This window comes from Pseudomonas benzenivorans (assembly GCF_024397895.1).
Lineage (GTDB): Bacteria > Pseudomonadota > Gammaproteobacteria > Pseudomonadales > Pseudomonadaceae > Aquipseudomonas > Aquipseudomonas benzenivorans_A.
On sequence record NZ_CP073346.1, the window covers coordinates 939,659 to 957,809 of the forward strand.

General features: G+C 66.7%; 14 protein-coding genes. 8 read left to right on the forward strand and 6 right to left on the reverse strand.

What is annotated here, in order from left to right; translation table 11 throughout:
* Positions 1-60 precede the first annotated feature (60 nt).
* From KDW96_RS04360 to KDW96_RS04375, 4 genes are all read left to right on the forward strand, one after another.
* On the forward strand, positions 61-246 hold the full coding sequence (locus KDW96_RS04360; RefSeq protein ID WP_255839206.1) for a hypothetical protein: 186 nt from the start codon (positions 61-63) through the stop codon (positions 244-246).
* Positions 247-256: 10 nt separating this feature from the next.
* Positions 257-1,534: a Coenzyme F420 hydrogenase/dehydrogenase, beta subunit C-terminal domain gene (locus KDW96_RS04365; protein WP_255839207.1), complete on the forward strand. Its 1,278-nt coding sequence runs from the start codon at positions 257-259 to the stop codon at positions 1,532-1,534.
* Positions 1,535-1,966: 432 nt separating this feature from the next.
* Positions 1,967-3,094 carry a TauD/TfdA family dioxygenase gene (locus KDW96_RS04370; protein WP_255839208.1) on the forward strand — a complete coding sequence of 376 codons (1,128 nt, stop codon included), beginning with the start codon at positions 1,967-1,969 and terminating at the stop codon, positions 3,092-3,094.
* Positions 3,094-3,678 (forward strand): HD domain-containing protein, encoded by a 585-nt coding sequence (locus KDW96_RS04375; RefSeq protein WP_255839209.1) that lies wholly within the window; start codon positions 3,094-3,096, stop codon positions 3,676-3,678. The genes KDW96_RS04370 and KDW96_RS04375 overlap by 1 nt, the downstream gene beginning before the upstream one ends.
* A gap of 87 nt (positions 3,679-3,765) precedes the next feature.
* Here KDW96_RS04375 and KDW96_RS04380 read toward each other — a convergent pair whose 3' ends face one another.
* The 6 genes from KDW96_RS04380 to KDW96_RS04405 form a co-directional block, all read right to left on the reverse strand.
* Positions 3,766-4,743 (reverse strand): GGDEF domain-containing response regulator, encoded by a 978-nt coding sequence (locus tag KDW96_RS04380; RefSeq protein WP_255839210.1) that lies wholly within the window; start codon positions 4,741-4,743, stop codon positions 3,766-3,768.
* Complete coding sequence (locus KDW96_RS04385) at positions 4,740-8,891, reverse strand: PAS domain S-box protein (protein ID WP_255839211.1); 4,152 nt, start codon at positions 8,889-8,891, stop codon at positions 4,740-4,742. Before KDW96_RS04385 ends, KDW96_RS04380 begins: the two co-directional genes overlap by 4 nt.
* A 351-nt stretch (positions 8,892-9,242) precedes the next feature.
* Positions 9,243-9,614, reverse strand: a complete 372-nt coding sequence (locus KDW96_RS04390; protein ID WP_255839212.1) for a RidA family protein — start codon at positions 9,612-9,614, stop codon at positions 9,243-9,245.
* 76 nt (positions 9,615-9,690) lie between these two features.
* On the reverse strand, positions 9,691-11,253 hold the full coding sequence (locus KDW96_RS04395; protein ID WP_255839213.1) for a BCCT family transporter: 1,563 nt from the start codon (positions 11,251-11,253) through the stop codon (positions 9,691-9,693).
* Between the two features lie 47 nt (positions 11,254-11,300).
* Positions 11,301-12,290, reverse strand: a complete 990-nt coding sequence (locus KDW96_RS04400) for a membrane dipeptidase (RefSeq protein WP_255839214.1) — start codon at positions 12,288-12,290, stop codon at positions 11,301-11,303.
* A gap of 10 nt (positions 12,291-12,300) precedes the next feature.
* On the reverse strand, positions 12,301-13,743 hold the full coding sequence (locus tag KDW96_RS04405; protein WP_255839215.1) for an aldehyde dehydrogenase family protein: 1,443 nt from the start codon (positions 13,741-13,743) through the stop codon (positions 12,301-12,303).
* Between the two features lie 93 nt (positions 13,744-13,836).
* On the opposite strand from KDW96_RS04405, the gene KDW96_RS04410 reads away from it, so the two are divergent.
* From KDW96_RS04410 to KDW96_RS04425, 4 genes are all read left to right on the forward strand, one after another.
* Entirely contained in the window at positions 13,837-14,754 is a 918-nt protein-coding gene (locus KDW96_RS04410) for a LysR family transcriptional regulator (protein WP_255839216.1), read from the forward strand.
* A 161-nt stretch (positions 14,755-14,915) separates the two neighbouring features.
* Positions 14,916-16,637, forward strand: a complete 1,722-nt coding sequence (locus KDW96_RS04415) for a hypothetical protein (protein ID WP_255839217.1) — start codon at positions 14,916-14,918, stop codon at positions 16,635-16,637.
* Positions 16,637-17,383, forward strand: a complete 747-nt coding sequence (locus tag KDW96_RS04420) for a DUF3726 domain-containing protein (protein ID WP_255839218.1) — start codon at positions 16,637-16,639, stop codon at positions 17,381-17,383. Before KDW96_RS04415 ends, KDW96_RS04420 begins: the two co-directional genes overlap by 1 nt.
* A gap of 24 nt (positions 17,384-17,407) precedes the next feature.
* On the forward strand, positions 17,408-18,148 hold the full coding sequence (locus KDW96_RS04425) for a TSUP family transporter (RefSeq protein ID WP_255839219.1): 741 nt from the start codon (positions 17,408-17,410) through the stop codon (positions 18,146-18,148).
* The last annotated feature ends 3 nt before the right edge of the window (positions 18,149-18,151 follow it).

Consider the following 18,151-nt stretch of genomic DNA (forward strand, 5'->3'; position numbering starts at 1 on the left):
ACCGGCGACCAATGCCCCCATAGCATTCGCTGACCCACAATAAAAACAAGGGACAACATTATGGACCTGGCACACCTTCTCAAGCTGGTATCTGCCCGCCCGCGCCCGCTGCGTGAATCCCAAGGCAAGTCGCTGGCCAGCTCCCGGCAGCAACCTGGCCGTTCGTCGCAACAGTCATTCGCCGGCGAGCGCCACCAGCCCCTGGAAATACCCACGCAGCGCTGGCTGACCCCGCCGCTGATCTAGGCCTATACCGATGCCCCTATCCGTAGAACAAATCGTCGAGAACGGTCTATGCATCGGCTGCGGCCTGTGCCGCTCGATCGCCGAACCCGCACAGATCGACATGGTCCTGACCCCGGAGGGACGGGAACGGCCACTGGTTCACGGAACCTTGTCCGAGGCCACCCTGGAGCGGATCAACGCGGTCTGTCCGGGCACCCGCATCGAGGGCGCACAACCGGAGAACCAGAGCGCAGAGGCCCAGCACGACCTGGTCTGGGGCGCGGCCGAGCAGCTGGCGATAGGCTATGCCGGCGACCCGCAGGTGCGCTTTCGCGCCTCCACCGGCGGCGTATTGACTGCCCTGGGGCAGTTCCTGCTGGACAGTGGCCGGGTGGATTTCATCCTCCACGTCGGCGCGTCGCGCCAGCAGCCGATGCGCAGCGAACGTCGCCTGAGCTTCGACGCGGCCTCGGTGCTCGAAGGCGCAGGCTCGCGCTATGGCCCGGCGGCCCCGCTGATCGACTTCACCGAGATTCTCGAACGCCGCCAGCCCTTCGCCCTGATCGCCAAGCCTTGCGACATCGCCGCGGTGCGCAACCTGGCGCGACTGGACCCACGGGTGGACGCATACATGAAGTACGCGCTGACCCTGGTCTGCGGCGGCGCCTCGGACCTGAGCAAATCCCAGGAAGTCCTCGCCCAGTTCGGCATCGACGAGGACCAGCTCAGCCTGTTTCGCTACCGCGGCAACGGCAATCCCGGGCCGACCCGAATGGAAACCAAGGGCGGCCAGGCCTTCGAGCTCAGCTACCAGGACATGTGGGCGAACGAAGACAAATGGATGATCCAGCCACGCTGCAAGATCTGCCCGGACGCCATCGGTGAAAGCGCCGACCTGGCCGCCTCCGATGTCTGGCCGGGTGGCGGCCCCACTGGCGAGGACGAGGGGTTCAACGGCATCATCGTGCGCACCCGGCGCGGGCTCGAGCTCTACCAGGCGGCCCTCGCGGCGGGTGCGATCAAGGTCGAACCCACGGCCGTCGGCTTTCGCGACTTCGACCTGTTCCAACCCCACCAGGTGCGCAAGAAGCGCGCGGCGTGGGCACGGCTGGCCGGCATGAAGGCCGCCGGCAAGCCCGTCCCCGAGCTGCACAACCTGCGTCTTATCGAATGCGCCCAACTCAACTCGGTAGCCGACAACCTCAGCGAGGCCCGCGGCACGCGCCTGCGCGCCAAGAACGGACGGCTGAGCGAGCCGCGCCCCAGCCCGCGCGGCCCCGAAAGCCTCGTCACACCCCAGCGCGGCTAACCGGTACGGCCCATTTCCCAACGTCCGCAGACCAGGGAAATGGGTCTGCCGCACGCGCAGTGACGGGTCGAGTCACCGGATTGGTCGACGCAATGGCGACTGTCCGCGCCCCTTGCCGAGACATCACCCGCCCCTCAGCTAGCAGTCTCGGTCACGTCGCGCACGCACAGTGGCAGGCACTGGCGCGCCTCGTTTTCAGGTACACCGGCCAGGTCATAAGTTTTTTGCATGCCTTCGCATCAAATTAGGGTGCTGGGCCGCCATTACGTCAGATGCGACCATTCGCGTGCCGCCTGCGACCGCCGCAGCGCCGGCAAACCTCGGCAAGGCCGCCGCAGAGCGGAATGACCATGCAACGACATTGGCCTCAGCGCGCCAGTCCAAGCGCTCGAACGACTGCCCCACCAGCACCGGCATCATGGGATACAGGCAATGAATAGAATCGAGGTCATCTTCCAACAGACCCCACCCGCGGTGAGCGTTCGCGCCAATGGCGAAATACTCGAACTGCACGCCCTCTGGCTGCGCGAACGCAGTCAGGACCCGGCGCAACTGGATCGCCTGACCCAGCAGCGGCTGTTCGACTCCCACGCCATCGATCCGGAGATCACCCTGCTTGCGGTAGATCCGATAAGCGCGCTGCAGGCGCGGCTCACATTCAGTGACGGTCACCAGTCCCTGTATGACTTTTCCTTCCTGCAGGCCGAACTGGACGCGGACGACGCCTTCCCCGCCGCCCAGGGCTGGGACAGCAGCCTCGACCAGACCGCGGTGCGCTTCGCCTGGCCGGACATGCAGGCGCCCGCGCACTTCCTGACGGCGCTCGAGACCTACCTGCGCTATGGCTTTATCGTGCTGACCCAGGTGCCTACCGCGCCGGAGAGCATTCTCGACGTGGCCGCCAAGTTCGGCTACCTCAAGGAAACCAACTTCGGCCGCTACTTCGAGGTCTACTCCAAGCCGGACGCCAACGACCTGGCCTATACCGGCTTCCATCTCGGCCCCCACACCGACAACCCCTATCGCGACCCTGTGCCGGGTATCCAGCTGCTGCACTGCCTGATCAACGAAACCAGCGGCGGCCTGTCGACCCTGGTGGACAGCGTCAGCGTGGTCCGCGAACTGGCCGACAAGGATCCCGAGGGCTACCGGCTGCTCAAGGACACCTCGGTCAAATACCGCTTCATCGACCGCGGCACCGAGCTGGTCAGCCACAAGCCGATCATCAAGACCGATGCTCAGGGCCGCACCCTGGGCGTGCACTACAGCCCCCGTCTCGACGGCTTGCCGCTGCTTGCGCTGGACCAGATGAAGGCCTACCACCGCGCCCGCAAGCGCCTGGGCGAGCTGTTCTGCGACCCGGCCTACGAGATTCGCTTCCCGCTGCAGGCCGGCGAGCTGATGCTGTTCGACAACAGCCGGGTCCTGCACGGTCGCAGCCGCTTCGACCCATCCGAGGGGCGCAGGCATTTGCAGGGTTGCTATATCGACCTGGACGGCCCGCGCGAGCGCTATGCCAGCACCCTTATCCAGCTAAAAACCATTAAGGAAGTCGCCTGATGAACACCGTGCAATTCACCCAGATGAAAGATGGCACCCGCGAGGAGTACGAATTTCTCGACCATCTGGAACAAGAGTTCAACCAGGCGCTGCCCGAGCGCATTCTCAAGGCGCTGAGCGAGCTGGAACACAGCCTGAGCGGCTATCAGGTCAGCCGCTTGCAACACTCGCTGCAAACGGCAGCCAGGGCCGAGGCCGATGGCGCCGACGAGGACATGATCGTTGGCGCGCTGATTCACGATATCGGCGACGAACTGGCCCCCTACAACCACTCGCAGCTGGCGGCATCGGTCATCAGGCCCTACGTGCGCTCGGAAGTGACCTGGGTGCTGCACCACCACGGGCTGTTCCAGAACTTCTACTACGCCCACCACTTCGGCGGCGATCGCCACGAGCGCGACAGGTACAAGGACCACCCGGCCTACCCGCTGTGCGTCGACTTCTGCGAGAAGTGGGACCAGGCCTCCTTCGACCCGGCCTACCCCACCCCGGCTCTGGACCATTTCGCGCCCATGGTGCGGCGCGTATTCAGTCGCAAGCCCTTCGATCCCTCGGTGATTGGCCAGGAATACAGCCTGGCTTAACGACGGCCCTATACAGTCGAACAGCGCGGCATGCCGAGCGTGCCGCGCTGTTGCCGTACTCAGGAAACTGCCCAGGGAGGGCGAGGTTCAGGAGCGAGCCGTCTCGCCGCGCTGCGCGGACATCAGCGCGCAGCTGACCCGTCCACGGCCCTGTTTCTTGGCTCGATAGAGTTGCGCGTCCGCCAGGGTGATCAGCGCCCCGCAGGGCTCGCTCGAATCCGAATTCAGCACCGAAGCGCCAATACTGATGGTCACCATAGGGGCGACGCTGGAGTCGAGGTGCTCCAGGTTGAGCTGGCGCACCGTTTCCACCAGACGCTCGGCGATGACCCGCGCGCCAGCGGCATCGGTCTCCGGAAGCAGGAACGCGAACTCCTCACCGCCGTAGCGTGCCGCCAGATCGCCGGGACGGCTCATGTTCTCTCTGAGCAAGGCCGCGATCTTGCGCAGGCAGTCGTCGCCGGCCTGATGACCATAGCGATCGTTGTAGGGCTTGAAGAAGTCGACATCGATCATCAGCAGCGCCAGCGGGGTTTGGTTGCGCCGGCTGCGCCGGTATTCCAGGTCAAGCCGCTCCTCGAACTGACGTCGATTGGCGATGCCGGTCAGGCCGTCGACGAAGGCCATCTCGCGCAGGCGGTCGGCCTGAAACTTCAACGCCAGGTGGACATTGACGCGATTGCGCAGGGTCAGCGGGTTGAACGGCTTGTTGACGAAATCGACGCCACCGGCGTTCCAGCAGGCGGTTTCCTCGTCCAGGGACTCATAACCGGTGACGAAGATCACCGGAATCTCCCGTGCATCAGGCAGCTGCTTCAGCAGCCGACACAGCTCGAGTCCGTCCATGCCCGGCATCATCACGTCCAGCAGGATCAGGTCCGGGGCCGAACGCTCATAGATCTTCAGGGCTTCCTCGCCATTGGTGGCCATAAAGACCTCATGCTCGGCAGAGAACAGCTGGTGGATCAACCGGACGAAGATCGGCTCGTCGTCGACCACCAGCAGGCGCCCACGCCGACCGCCGAGGTTGTAAGGGCCTGGCTCACCGCCGCTGCCGATGCTCATGGCGCCTCCCCGCTATCCAGCAGCGCCTGACATTGCGCCGCGGCCGCGGCGAAATCGAGTCGCTCAATCATCTCCCCGAGCTGCTTGAATGCGTGCAATGACGTCCCCTGATAATGCTTGCGTAATCGATCGTACAGGCACAAAGCGTCCATGTTATTGGCCTCGAGCAGTCGCCACAACGTCAACAGGTCAGTTCTGCCGAGCGCGTCGCTGATCTCCGCAGCTGGCGCCGGCTCCTGATCGTGGCCTGGCTCGTGCAGCGCGCCCGCCGCGGCCGCGGCCGCGCGGCCGGCGAGGTCCAACTCGCCTCGCAAGGCCAGCCAGCGCGCCGGCGAACAACCACGGACCAACAGCTCACAGGCCTCACTCGCCAGCGCGGCGAACGCCTCGGCACCGATGGTCGCGGCCAGCCCTTTCAAGCTGTGCAAGCGGTGCAGGACCGGCCCCCTGTCCTGGTCAAGCGTAGCCGGCAGTTCGGCCAGCCGCGCGGGCGCGTCGCTGGAGAACTTCGCCAGCGCCTGCCGGTAGATCGCCTGGTTACCGTCAAAACGGCGCAGCGCGGTAGTCTCGTCCAGTACCGGCCGTGTCTCGCCTGGGGGCGCCACGGCCGCGCGGGCCACAGCCCCCCCGGCACGTCCGCTCAGGCGCTGGATCACGCTGACCAGTGCGGCCAGCTCGAACGGCTTGCCGACATGCTCGTTCATCCCTGCTTCCAGCGCCGCAGCACGATCGGCCGGCATGGCATTGGCGGTCATGGCGATGATCGGCAGCTGCTCAGGGCCATAGTGCCGCCGGATCTCACGGGTGGCCGCATGGCCGTCCATGCCGGGCATCTGTATATCCATCAGCACCGCATCGAACGGCGGATCGGCCTGTTTCACGGCGAGGACACCTTCATGGCCGTCATTGGCGACTGCCACCTCCGCGCCGGCGCTGAGCAGCAGTTCGCGGGCCACCAGCTGATTGGTTGGATTGTCCTCGACCAGCAGCACGCGCAAGCCGGACAGGGCTCGTGGGCGGGCGCGGGCAGCGCGCGATACCGGGACAGCTGCGGTGGACGACGGCGCCGCTTCGCTCGGCGTTTCGGCCGGCAGCTCCATCCCATGGGGCGCCAGCGGACACTCGAGCGTGAATCTGAAGCTGAGGCGCTCATCGGGCGAACGCTGTACCTCCAGGCTACCGCCCATCTGGCGGACCAAACGTTGACTGATCGCAAGCCCCAGTTGGTTGCCGCCGGAATGCCGGGCACTGCCGCCCTCGGGTACGCCAGTGACAGCTTGCTCGCGCAGCTCGGCCGGCATATTGATGCCGGTGTGGCGCACGGCGAACGCCAGTCGGACTGGCTCGTCCGTGCGCTCGAGCTGGCTTACGCTCAGGAGCACTTCGCCCGGATCGGCAGACTGCATGGCGCTCTCAATCAGGTTGGCCAGAACCTGCTGCAGGCATGGCGCATCGCCGACGATCCAGGCCGGCAACGCGGGGTCGAGACTGACCAGCAACTCGGCGCCCTGCTCACCGGCATCGGCCGAAACGGCAGTGGCCAGGTCACGCAGCAGGTGCTCCAGGCTGAAGGGCTGCGGATCGAGCCTGCACGCTTCGGCTTCGGCTGGCGAAGAGTCGAGAATGCCCAGCAGCGCCTGGCCGGCGGCCTCGGCCTGAGCGGCATATTCCGCCTGGGTCGCGTCCAGGCGACTCTGTTGCAGCAATGCAAGCGTACCGAGAATGGCATTCATCGGCGTGCGGATCTCATGGCTCATGTTGGCGAGGAGCGCCGCCTTCGCCGCGCAGGCTTCGTCGGCCTGTTCCTTGGCCCCGCGCAGCGTCGTCTCCAGCTCGCGCTGCGCACTGATATCGCGATTGATACCGGTGACGCACAAGGCCTTGCCCTGCTCATCGCGCTCGACATAGGCACCGGCCTGGATATGGCGAATACGCCCGTCCGGCAGGACGATGCGGAACTGCGGATCGTAGTCCTTGCGGCCCTCGACGGCCGCCATCAGCGCCGCCTCGGTTGCGGCCACATCCGCGGGATGAACCCGCGAGCGCCAGTGTTCGTAGTGCAGGCCCTGCGCGCGCAAACTGAGCGGCTGCTGATAGAGCTCGAACATGCGCTCGTTCCAGGTCAGCGCGTCGTCCGCCAGCCGCCAGGTCCAGATGCCGAGTTCGGCCAGCTCGGCGGCCTTGCTCAGCTGATCGCGGGCCGCCAACAGCTCACGCCGGCTCTGCTGGCGCCGGGAAATGTCCGAGGCCATGCCGATGAAGCCCTGGAGCACCCCCGCCTCGTCGCGCAGCGCGCTGATCACCAGCAGCACCGCCAGCCGCGAACCGTCCTTGCGTATCACCGTCCACTCGTGCTGATTGGGCAGGCCGCAACGGGTCTTGGCGACCAGCACTTCGAGTCCGGGCGCCAGTGGCTGGTGCAACTCCTGGGAAAGCGCCTCGGCACGCGCCGCGAGTTCCTGAGGATCGTGCCAGAGCAGCATCGTCTGACGCCCCAGCAGCTCCTCGGCGGTATAGCCGAACATGCGCTCGGCCGCCGGATTGCACAGGGTGATCGCGCCTTCCAGGTCGGTGGCGAGCATGGCGTAGCCGGCATCGGCGACTATTGCCCGGTGCAGGGAGGCAAAGCGTTCGAACTGTCGCGTGCGCTCTTCCACCTGACATTCGAGCGAGGCGTTCAGTTCGCGGACTTCGCGCTCTGCCAGACGCTGTGCGCTGATGTCGCGGATGGTGTCGGCCAGGCCGGTGACACCACCAGACTCCGTGGCAACGGCGGTGACGGCCAGGGACACCGCGACCTCGCTGCCGTCCTGGCGCTGGCGCACGGTTTCGAAGCTGGGAACCGGCTCGCCACTCGCCGCCAGGCGGCGCATCGTCCGATCTTCCTCTATCCGCCCCTCCGGCAGGATCAGCTCGGCCAACGGCCGGCCGATCGCCTGCTCGGCGCGGTAGCCGAACATCCGCTGCGCCGCCAGATTCCAGCTACTGACCAGGCCGTCCAGATCGGTACCGATGATCGCGTCCTGGGAGCTGCCGACAATGGCAGCCAGTTCGGCCTGCCGGCGATGCAGGGTGCGCCGCTGGCGCTGATAGAGGAAGGCCAGCAAGGCGGCGAGCAAGCCGCCGCCCAGCATCGCCAGCAAGGCGTTGCTGCGCGCAGTCGCCACGGCGGCGATCACCGGCGCCTCGGTCACCGCCATGGTCACGGTCAAGCGACGACCGTCGCCGCGACCGGAATTGAGGCGCAACTGGCGGGTGACCGCGTAGGCCTGGCTCGAGGCATTCTGCAGCAGCTGCATCTTGCGTGAACCGGCCGGCGACTGGAGCGCGTGGAACTCGTCCTGCCAGCGCCAGGTACGGCCCGCTTCGAAGGCAATTGTCTTGTCCCGGTCCGGATGCAGCAGGAAGCGGCCGTGTTGATCGGTGATGTAGACGCGCAGCTGCTTCTCGTCCGGACCGGTCTGCATCGTGGCCAGCAAACCGCTGGCGTCCAGATCGACCAGGACTATGGCAAATGGCTTGCCATCCGCGGCAAATACCGGGGTGGCCACGCGCATCGTCGGCACCAGTGGCGACTGACGGTCGCCGTACTCGCGGCTCAGTTCGATGTCGGAGACGTACACCTCGTTGTCGCGCAACCTGAGGGTTTCCCTGAAGTACGCGGCATCGCCGCGCCGCTGCAGCATGGGCGGCGCCAGTACCTCCACCCGTCCCTTGCGCTGAATGACGCGAATCAGCTCGCGCCCGCGGTCGGCGACATCGAGCAGGCGCACTTGCAGCACATCGGGGGTGGTGCTGGCGAAGGCGCTGAAAATGGTCTCCAGGCGGCCCTGCCACAACTCGACCGTGCTTTCGCCCTCCGGGTCGAGTCCCCGGTTGCTGCTGGCGCGCACCATGCCCAGGGCCGGCGGCGTCCTGGCGAGCAGGCGCACCTGCTGGCGACGACGGTCGATCTGCCGCGCCAGCGACTCCACACGCAGCCGACTCAACGACTGCAGCTCACTGTGCATAAGCATGAGCGCGTGTTGTCGCTCGCTGCGACCGGCGATGAAGGCGACCGCCACGGCCAGCAGCGCCCACAGCAACAGCGCACCGAGCGCCAGTCGCCAGTCGAGGCTGCGCAACAGCTTGGCTGGGGTTGGACGCACGTGGTAGCTCCTTCGGCTCAGATGATACGGCGACGCGCCGACAGTTCACCGGTTTGCCGGCGCAGGCTGCATGCTGCCTGCGCATCGCCCGAAGCTCAAGCCGCCGGGACGCCACAATCCCAAAGATGGGCAATTTTCGCAGCGACGGTAGGCGATAGCCCTCCGCCGGAGGCGCGGGGGGGCTGGCGGGAAGCAGCAAGCGCCGCCTGCCTTGTGGGCAGTGGGCGCTTGCGCAGGAGGGAGTCGAGGCAACCTTGGTCGGCACGGTCGGCCGTTCAGGCAGGCGAGCGCCGGAGGCGCTCGGCACACCAGTCGGGATCACCGCGCCGGCATGCCTTGGAAAGCGGAGGCTCAGGCGTTGGCGTAGACCACCAGCTCCACCAGCATTTCCTCGCGGGCCAGGCCGGCGATGACCATGGCCGCGCGATTGGGGTAAGGCACACTGAAGTACTCGGCATAGACCGCGTTGACCGTGGCCAGGTAGCTGCGATCGGTCACGTAGATCAGCACCTGGGTCACGGCGTCCATCCCCAGCCCCGCGCACTCCAGGGTGTGTTTGAGGTTGTCCAGGGTCTGGCGGGTCTGCGCCTCGATGCCGCCGGGCACCACCTGGCCCTGGACGTCGATGGGGATCTGCGCGGTGTACAGGGTGCCGTTGCCGATCACGGCCCACTCCAGCGGGGCCTTGGACGGGAACAGCTGGGTTTTCACGGCCTGTTTCATGGCGTGCTCCTGATCTGCGGGGGGAATAAAAAAGAGGGAGGCGGCTTTCGCCACGCTCCCCCGAAAGTTGCGGGGATTAGAGCCCTTGCTCGTCGGCCATGCGCCGGGCGATCTGCGGGGCATTCCACAGCGAGGGCAGCAGGATCAGCGACACCGGCACGGCGGTGATGACGATGAACGATTGCAGCGCGCTGATGCCGCCGGAGCCGATGGAGATCAGCAAGGCCGCCACCACGCCCATCATCACGCCCCAGAACACGCGGATCTCGGCGCGCGGGTGATCGGTGCCGGTCATCACCATGGAGATGGTGTAGGTCATGGAGTCGCCGGTGGTGGTGACGAAGATCACCGTGAGGATCAGAAACAGCACCGACATCAGGTAGCCCAGGGGCAGCTGCGCGGTGATCGCCAGCAAGGCGCCTGGCAGGTTGAAGCCGGCGAAGGCTTCGGACACCGAACCGGGGTTGCTGAGTTCGAAGGCCAGGCCGCTGCCACCGACAATGGTGAACCAGAAGCAGGTGATCAGCGGCGCCACCACCGAGATGGTCAGCACCAGCTCGCGCAGGGTGCGACCGCGGGAGATGCGCGCGACGAACATGGCCATCAGCGGGCCGTAACCGAGGAACCAGCCCCAGAAGAACACCGTCCACCAGTCCAGCCAGGCCGGGTCGGCGCGGAAGGTGGCCATGGGGATGAACTTGTCCAGGTAGATGCCCATGGCCTGCAGGTAGGCGTCGACGATGAAGCCGGTCGGGCCCAGCAGCAGGATGAACAGCATCAGCGCCACGGCCATGACCACGTTGATCTGGCTCAGCCACTGGATGCCGCGGGCCACCCCGGACACCGCCGAGAGGGTGTAGACGGCCACCAGCACGCCGATGATGGTCACCTGGGTGCCGTAGTCGTTGCTGATGCCGAACAGCTTCTCCAGGCCGAAGCTCACCTGCAGGCCGAGGAAGCCGATCGGGCCGATGGTGCCGGCGACCACCGCCAGCACGCAGCAGGCGTCGACCAGCGCGCCCAACCAGCCGGTCATGACCCGCTCGCCGAACAGCGGGTACAGCAGGGTGCGCGGCTTGAGCGGCAGGCCTTTTTCATAGTGCAGGTGCATCAGCACGATGCCGGTCAGGCTGCCGAGGATCGCCCAGGCCAGGAAGCCCCAGTGCATGAAGCTCTGCGCCAGCGCGTTGTAGGCGGCCTGCGGGGTACCCGCTTCACCGCCGTGCAGCGGTGGCGGCGAGAGGAAGTGGGCCATCGGCTCGGCGGCGGCCCAGAACACGCCGCCGCCGGCCAGCAGGGTGCACATGATCACGCAGACCCAGGTGAAGGTCGGCATTTCAGGCTTGGCCAGGGCGCCGAGGCGCACCCGGCCGGTGCGGCCGGCGGCCAGATAGAGGCCGATGCCGAAGGTCAGCAACAACAGCACCTGCCAGTAGGCGCCGAACAGCTTGGTGGACCAGGCGAAGGCGCCGTTGACCCACTGGGTCATCAGTTCGATGTCCAACAGGGCGAGGATGGCGAACAGCAGGACGAAGCCGCCGCTCATGAGGAACACCGGGACATCCACGCCCTGCAGCAGTTTGCTCTTCTCGGTGATCACGGGAGCCCCCGTTTGGGTAGCCGATTGGGTGCTATTCATTACAGCCTCCTGACAAGAATCTTGTACTTGTTGGTTGTTCAGGAACGTTACGGGGCAGGCTTGAGGCCTTGCTCCAGGGTGTTGAGCCAGTTGAGCCCCATCACCTTGGCGGTGTCTTCTGCGCTGAAACCGCGCTGCAGCAGACCCTGGGTGATAGTGGGGAAGTCGCGGCTATCGCCGAACCAGCCGAGCGGCTTGGGCCAATCGGCGTTGCTCGCCGAGCCCTCGCCGTAGTCGACCTGCTTGGACCAACGGCCGCTGCGCATCCACTCCAGCACCGACTGCGGCTGGTTCTGGCACAGGTCGGTGCCGATGCCGATGTGATCGATGCCCATCAGGTCGGCGGTGCGCGCGACCATGTCGCAGAACTGATCCAGGCTGCAGTCCGAGCCGTTGTGCAGGTGGAAGGGGTACAGGCTGAAGCCGAGCAGGCCGCCGGAGTTGCCCAGCTCGCGCAGCACGGTCTCGGATTTGTTGCGCTTGGCCGGGTGGAAGAACGCCGGGTTGGCGTGGGAGATGATGATCGGCCGGCTCGACAGCTCGATCGCCTCCAGGGTGCTGCGCTCGGCGCTGTGGGACATGTCGATGAGCATGCCGACCCGGTTCATCTCGGCGATGGCCTGCTTGCCGAAGCGGGTGATGCCGCTGTCGCTGCCCTCGTAGCAACCGGTGGCCAGCAGGCTCTGGTTGTTGTAGGTCAGCTGCATGATCAGCAGGTTGAGCTGGCGGAATACCTCGATCAGGGCGATATCGTCCTCGATCGGCGAGCAGTTCTGCGCGCCGAAGAACACCCCCACCTTGCCCAGCTCCTTGGCTCGGCGAATGTCGGCGGCGCCCGCCACCGGCATGATCAGGTCGCCGTGCTGCTCGAAGCGGCGGTTCCACTCACCCAGGCGGCTCAGGGTCTCGCGGGCGTTCTCGTGGTACACCAGGGTCACGTGCACCGCAGTGACCCCGCCCTGGCGCAGTTGGCTGAACAGCTCGCGGTCCCAGTTGGAGTACTGCAGGCCGTCGATCACGATCAGGTCGTCATGCATGGCGCACACCTCAGGCACGGATGTAGGTGGTCTTGACCACGGTGTAGAACTCGCGGGCGTAAGTGCCCTGTTCGCGCGGGCCGAAACTGGAGTTCTTGCGGCCGCCGAACGGCACGTGGTAATCGGTGCCGGCGGTCGGCAGGTTGACCATCACGCAGCCGGTCTTGGCGCGGCGCTTGAAGTCGCTGGCGTACTTCAGCGACTGGGTCATGATCCCGGCGGTGAGGCCGAAGTCGGTGTCGTTGAGGGTGGCCAGGGCCTGCTCGTAGTCAGCGACCTTGATCACGCAGGCGATCGGGCCGAACACCTCGTCACGGTTGATCTGCATGTCGTTGCGGGTATCGACGAACAGCGCCGGGCGCATGTAGAAGCCCTCGTACTCCTCGTCGATGCGCTCGCCGCCACAGGCCAGCACCGCGCCCTCGGCCTTGGCCTGCTCGATGTAGCGCAGGTTCTGCTCCAGCTGCTTGCCGTCGATCACCGCGCCGATCTGCACGCCCTCGCGCAGCGGGTAGCCGACCTTGAGCTGGCCCATGCGCTCGACCAGCCTGGCGACGAAGCGGTCGTGCACGCCGGCGGTGACGATCAGCCGCGAGGAGGCGGTGCACTTCTGCCCGGTGCCGAAGAAGGCGCCGTTCAGCGCGCACTCCACCGCCTGCTCCAGGTCGGCGTCGTCGAGCACGATCAGGGCGTTCTTGCTGCCCATTTCCAGCTGGCAGCGGACGAAATTGGCGGCGGTGGCCGCGGCCACCTTGCGCCCGGTCTCGACCGAGCCGGTGAAGCTCAGGGCCTGGATCTTCTGCGAGTGGATCAGCGCGTCGCCGACCGTGGCGCCGCTGCCCATCAGCAGGTTGAAGGTGCCGGCCGGCAGCCCCTGGCGGGCGATGATCTCGGTCAGCGACCAGGCGCTGGCCGGCACCGCGTTGGCCGGCTTGAACACCACGGCATTGCCGAAGGCCAGGGCCGGGGCGATCTTCCAGGCCGCGGTGGCCATGGGGAAGTTCCAGGGGGTGATGATGGCGACCACGCCCACCGGCTCGCGGCGGGTCTCGATCTCCACGCCCGGACGCACCGAGTCGGCGGTCTCACCCATCTGGCGCAGCACTTCGGCGGCGTAATAGTGGAAGAACTGACCGGAGCGGTAGACTTCACCCATGCCCTCGGCCAGGGTCTTGCCCTCCTCGCGAGCCAGTTGCTCGCCCAGCTCGGCCTTGCGCTCGATCAGTTCGTCGCCGATGGCCATCAGCACCTGGTAGCGCTGCTCAAGGCCGCTCTGCTGCCACTGCTCCTGCCCGGCCTGGGCGGCGGCCAGGGCCTGCTCGACCTGCTCGGCATCGGCCTGGGCGTACTGGCCCAGCACGTCCTGGACGTTGGCCGGGCTGACGTTTGCCACGCTGCGGGTGCCGGTGACCCATTCACCGTTGATGTAGTTGCGGAAGATATCAGTGGACATGTGCGCCTCCTCTCAAGCTGTAGCCGAATGGTAGGCGCCGTCCGAAATAAACTAAAATTAATAGTAAATATTGTTTGATAAGGAAAACTTACCATGCTGCCCGAGCTGAAGATCGCCCAATTGCGGCATTTCGTCTGGGTCGCGGAGCTCCAGGGTTTCCACGCGGCGGCGGAGAAGGCGCACCGCACCCAGCCCGCGATCTCCCTGTCGATCCGCGACCTGGAGGGCAAGCTCGGTCAGTCCCTGTTCGAGAAGCGCAACGCCCGGGCGGCGCGGCCGGAGCTGACGCCCTTCGGCGTGCAGTTCATGGTCTACGCCAAGGAGCTGATCGCCCACCACGACCGGGTGGTCAACGACATGAGCCTGATCGCCCAGCACAAGTCCGGGCATCTGCGCATCGCCTCGGTGCCGTCGATCGCCAGCCGCCTGCTGCCGGACATCCTCGCCCGCTTCATCGGCGACGCCACCGACCTGCATGTCAGCCTGTTCGACGACAGCTCCGAGGCGGTGCTGGCGATGGTCGAGAACCAGCAGGTGGACTTCGGCATCGCCAGCCTGTGGGAGGCGGACAGCGACATCCGCTTCACCCCCATCTGGGAGGACAGCATCGGCGTGGTCTGTCGCGGCGACCATCGCCTGGCCGGCGAGGCGCAACTGAGCTGGCGGCAGCTGCGCGGTGAGCGACTGATCGCCAACGGCACCTCGCGCCTGCTGTCGGGCACCGAGGCCGAAGAGCTGGTGGCCGACTCGCAGTTCTATATGTCCAACATGATCTCGCTGCTGGCCATGCTCGAGGCGGGCATGGGCATCACCACATTGCCGCGCTTCGCCTTCCCGGCCGAGCACGGCCAGTTGCGCTTCATCCCCCTGAGCGATCCGCTGGTCAGCCGCGACATCGGCATCGTCTGCCTGGCCAACCGCTCGTTGCCGGTGGCGGCCCAGGCGCTGTACGAATTCATCCTGCGCGATGCCGAATTGAATCCGGCCCGGGCAGACAAGGGATCGCACTGATCGAAACTGCCATCCAGATAAGTTTCACTTATCAGGCGATAGGCCGATCTGAATTGCTCCGGGCCAGGCGTTGCACCACCATCGGCGGCAGATAAAAACAATCTGCCGCACCCTGCGGGTCGAACCGCCGGGTGTGCACCGCATCACTCGAGGGCAAGCCTATGAGCACTCCATCCAGCATCGATCCGGGCACCAGCGGGGCCAGCACCCTGCGTCTGCGTCCGCCCCACGTGGTGATGGACCTGGAACGCCTCGGCAGCCTGCACCAGAGCCGGCTGAGCTTCATGCGCTGCCTGGTGCGCAAGATCATGCGCGAGGGCTGGCGGATCGAACCGCGGCGCTTCGAGCTGGATGACCAGGGCTACGGCACGGTGATCTACCGCATCCAGACCAGCGGCGATCTGTTCAGCTTCGTGCTGTTCTCCCAGTACCTCGACCCCGACAAGCGCAACGACCGGGTGATCGCCAGCGAATGGGACCTGACCATGGCCCTGTGCGAAGGCGAAGTGGACGAGGACTACGTCGAATTCCTGCGCCGCAACGTGCCGCTGCAGGAAGCCGGACGCCTGGATTCGCGGGTCATGGTGCTGTCGCGGGCCAACCGCAGCGTGCGCAACTTCGACAGCGTGGTGGACGCCCTGAGCGCCGGCCGCCAGCCCGAGGTCGAGCAGATCGCCAAGGTCGGCTACCTGTACCGCACCACCGCGGTCTACGGCAGCGGCAAGTTGGGCATGGCCGACTGGGAGAAAGTCAGCAGCAAGCACCCGGACTTCGCCCGGCCCTTCGCCGCGGAGATGTTCAACTGCTTCATGCTGCGCAACTTCAGCCTGCAGCAGGCCGAACACATCGCCCGCCGGCGTGCGCCGGACACCGCGGTGGTGCTGCAGCCGCAGCTCAAGCGCTACTTCGGCATCGGCAACTCCACCGGCCTGGGCATGGCGCCCTACCTGATCAACCACCCGCAGCTGATCGGCCGCTGGATCGAGATGCGCGAACTGGCCCTGGCGCGGGTGCGCAGCCTCGGCCAAGTCACCGCCGAGCGCCTGGCGCGCCTGCACGGCCTGGTCGAGCGCGGCATCCAGCACATCGAGCAGACCGTCACCGAAGACGCCTGGCAGACCGAAAACAACCGGGTGGTGCTGGAGGACTTCGCCGCCCTGCAGGACTGGCTGGCCAGCCAGCGCCTGGAAAGCTGGGCGCAGCTGCTGGCCTGGTCGGAACGCCAGCTCAGCCTGCAGGCCCAGGAGCTGCTCAACTGCATCCTGCTGGAGCTCTATCCCGAGCTGGTCGACAACCTGGAGGACCGCTTCGCCCTGGTCGAGTCCCTGGAGCTGCAGCCGCAGATGCCGGCCGCCGCGCTACGCAGCCTGATCGAGCAGCACTACGCCTGGGCCCTGGCCATCGACTTCGACGCCGACGGCGCCACCGAGACCTTCTGGTACCGCTCCGAGGAGAAGCAGGAGCCGCGCCTGGGCAACTGCAACCTGGAGAGCGGCCGCGACAAGCAGATGCCCCTGGGCATCGGCTACCTGGCGCAGCAGTGCCACCGCCAGCTGTGCGCCTACCTGGCCGAGCACCCCGGGCAGTGCACCGCCAGCTTCCTCCTGCGCCATCCCGAGCAGCGCGGCATCGTGCGGCGCATGCAGGGCATGGCCAAGACCCATTACGGCGAGATCCAGGCCAACCTGCTCGATCGCGACGTGCTGCCGATGCACCTGCTGCGCTGCAAGCTGGCCTTCTTCGGCGTCAGCAAGTTCGACCCGCGCTCGCGCCTGTGGGTGCGCAACACCATGTTCCAGGGCGCGCCGCTGCTCGAGGACATCGGCCAGCCGTTCGAGGACGACTGGTTCCTGCCCCTGGCCCCGACTGTGGAGACGCGCTGATGCTGATTTCATCGAATGAACTGACCGCCCTGCTCAAGCGCGTATTCGAGGGCATGGGCTACCCGGTCGGCTACTACGAGGATGCCGCCGCCCTGGTCAAGTGGCTGCAGGTGCACGGCGAGCAGGGCTTCGGCGAGCTGCAGCGGGCGCTGCCCTACGTGGCCGACTGCCAGCGCCCGGGGCCGGAGCTGCTCGCCGAGGAAAGCCAGGCGCTGCTGTTCGACTGCTTTGGGCGCAGCGCCCTGAACTGCCTGCCGAGCATCGTCGAGCTGGCCGAGACCAAGGCCCTGGAACAGGGCTGCGTCAACGTCAAGGTGCGCAACTGCCACAACCGCAAGTTCGTCCTCAAGCTGCTGGTCGACTGCGCCCGCCAGGGCATCAGCGGCCTGGCCTACTGGCAGAACGGCAAGCAGCCGGTGAGCGAGCACGTCGCCAGCATCGCCGCCGGCGCCGCCTACCCGACCTACAGCGAAGCCCTGCTGGTGGACCCGGCCAGCGCCGACACCCAGACCCTGACCCTGCTGCTGAGCACCCGCATCGACCTGCTCGGCCAGCTGCACGGTAACGCCAGCCAGCGCAGCGGCTACCGCCAGGTCATCCCCGAGCAGTTCGCCCGGGCCTACCAGGGCGCCCTGGAAGGCGGCATGGATATCTCCATCGAGCTGTGGCAGCAGCTCAATCAGCTGGCCGAGGCGGTGCTGGTGGAGAACTCCGAGCAGTCGCGCAGCGGCGCCGGCGGTCGCTGAAACCCACGCCCGAGTCCCCGAACCATGGCCTACAGTGCCGTCGACTGCCTGGCGCTGCTGATCGTGCTGGGCGGCAGCCTGGTGCAGGCCCTGCTGGGCATCGGCTTCGCCCTGCTCGCCGCCCCGCTGCTCTACCTGCTGGACCCCGGCTATGTGCCTGGACCGGTGCTGCTGCTGGGCTTCGTCCTGGCCTGCTGCATGCTGCTCGGCAACCGTCGCGCCCTGGCCTGGCGTCGTCCCATGCCGGCGATTCTCGCGCGCCTGCCGGGTGCCTGGTGCGGCGGCCTGCTGCTGGGCCTGCTGCCCGGCGCCTGGCTCGGCCTGCTGCTGAGCGCCTGCGTGCTGCTCGCGGCACTCTCCAGCTATCGCTGGCTGGCGCTGCCGTGCAGTCCGCGCAACCTGGCCGTCGCCGGCTTCTGCTCAGGACTGATGGGCACCGCCACCGCGGTTGGTGGTCCGCCCATGGCGCTGGTCTATCAGGCCCGCGACCCGCTGGACGCACGGATCGAGCTGGCCGCCTTCTTCCTCCTGACCACCCCGGCGTCGCTGCTGGCGCTGCTCTATCAGGGACGCCTGCCGCTCGATGCCCTGCTCGCCAGCGGTCTCAAGCTGGCCCCCGGGGTGCTCGTCGGCTATGGCCTGGCGGTCTGCCTGCAGGGCCGTTTCGACCGTCAGCGACCGCGCCAGCTGCTGCTGCTCATGGCCCTGCTGGCCGCCGGGGGCCTGCTGCTGCTCAGCCTGTGGCGGCTATGGAGCGGGGGCTGAGCG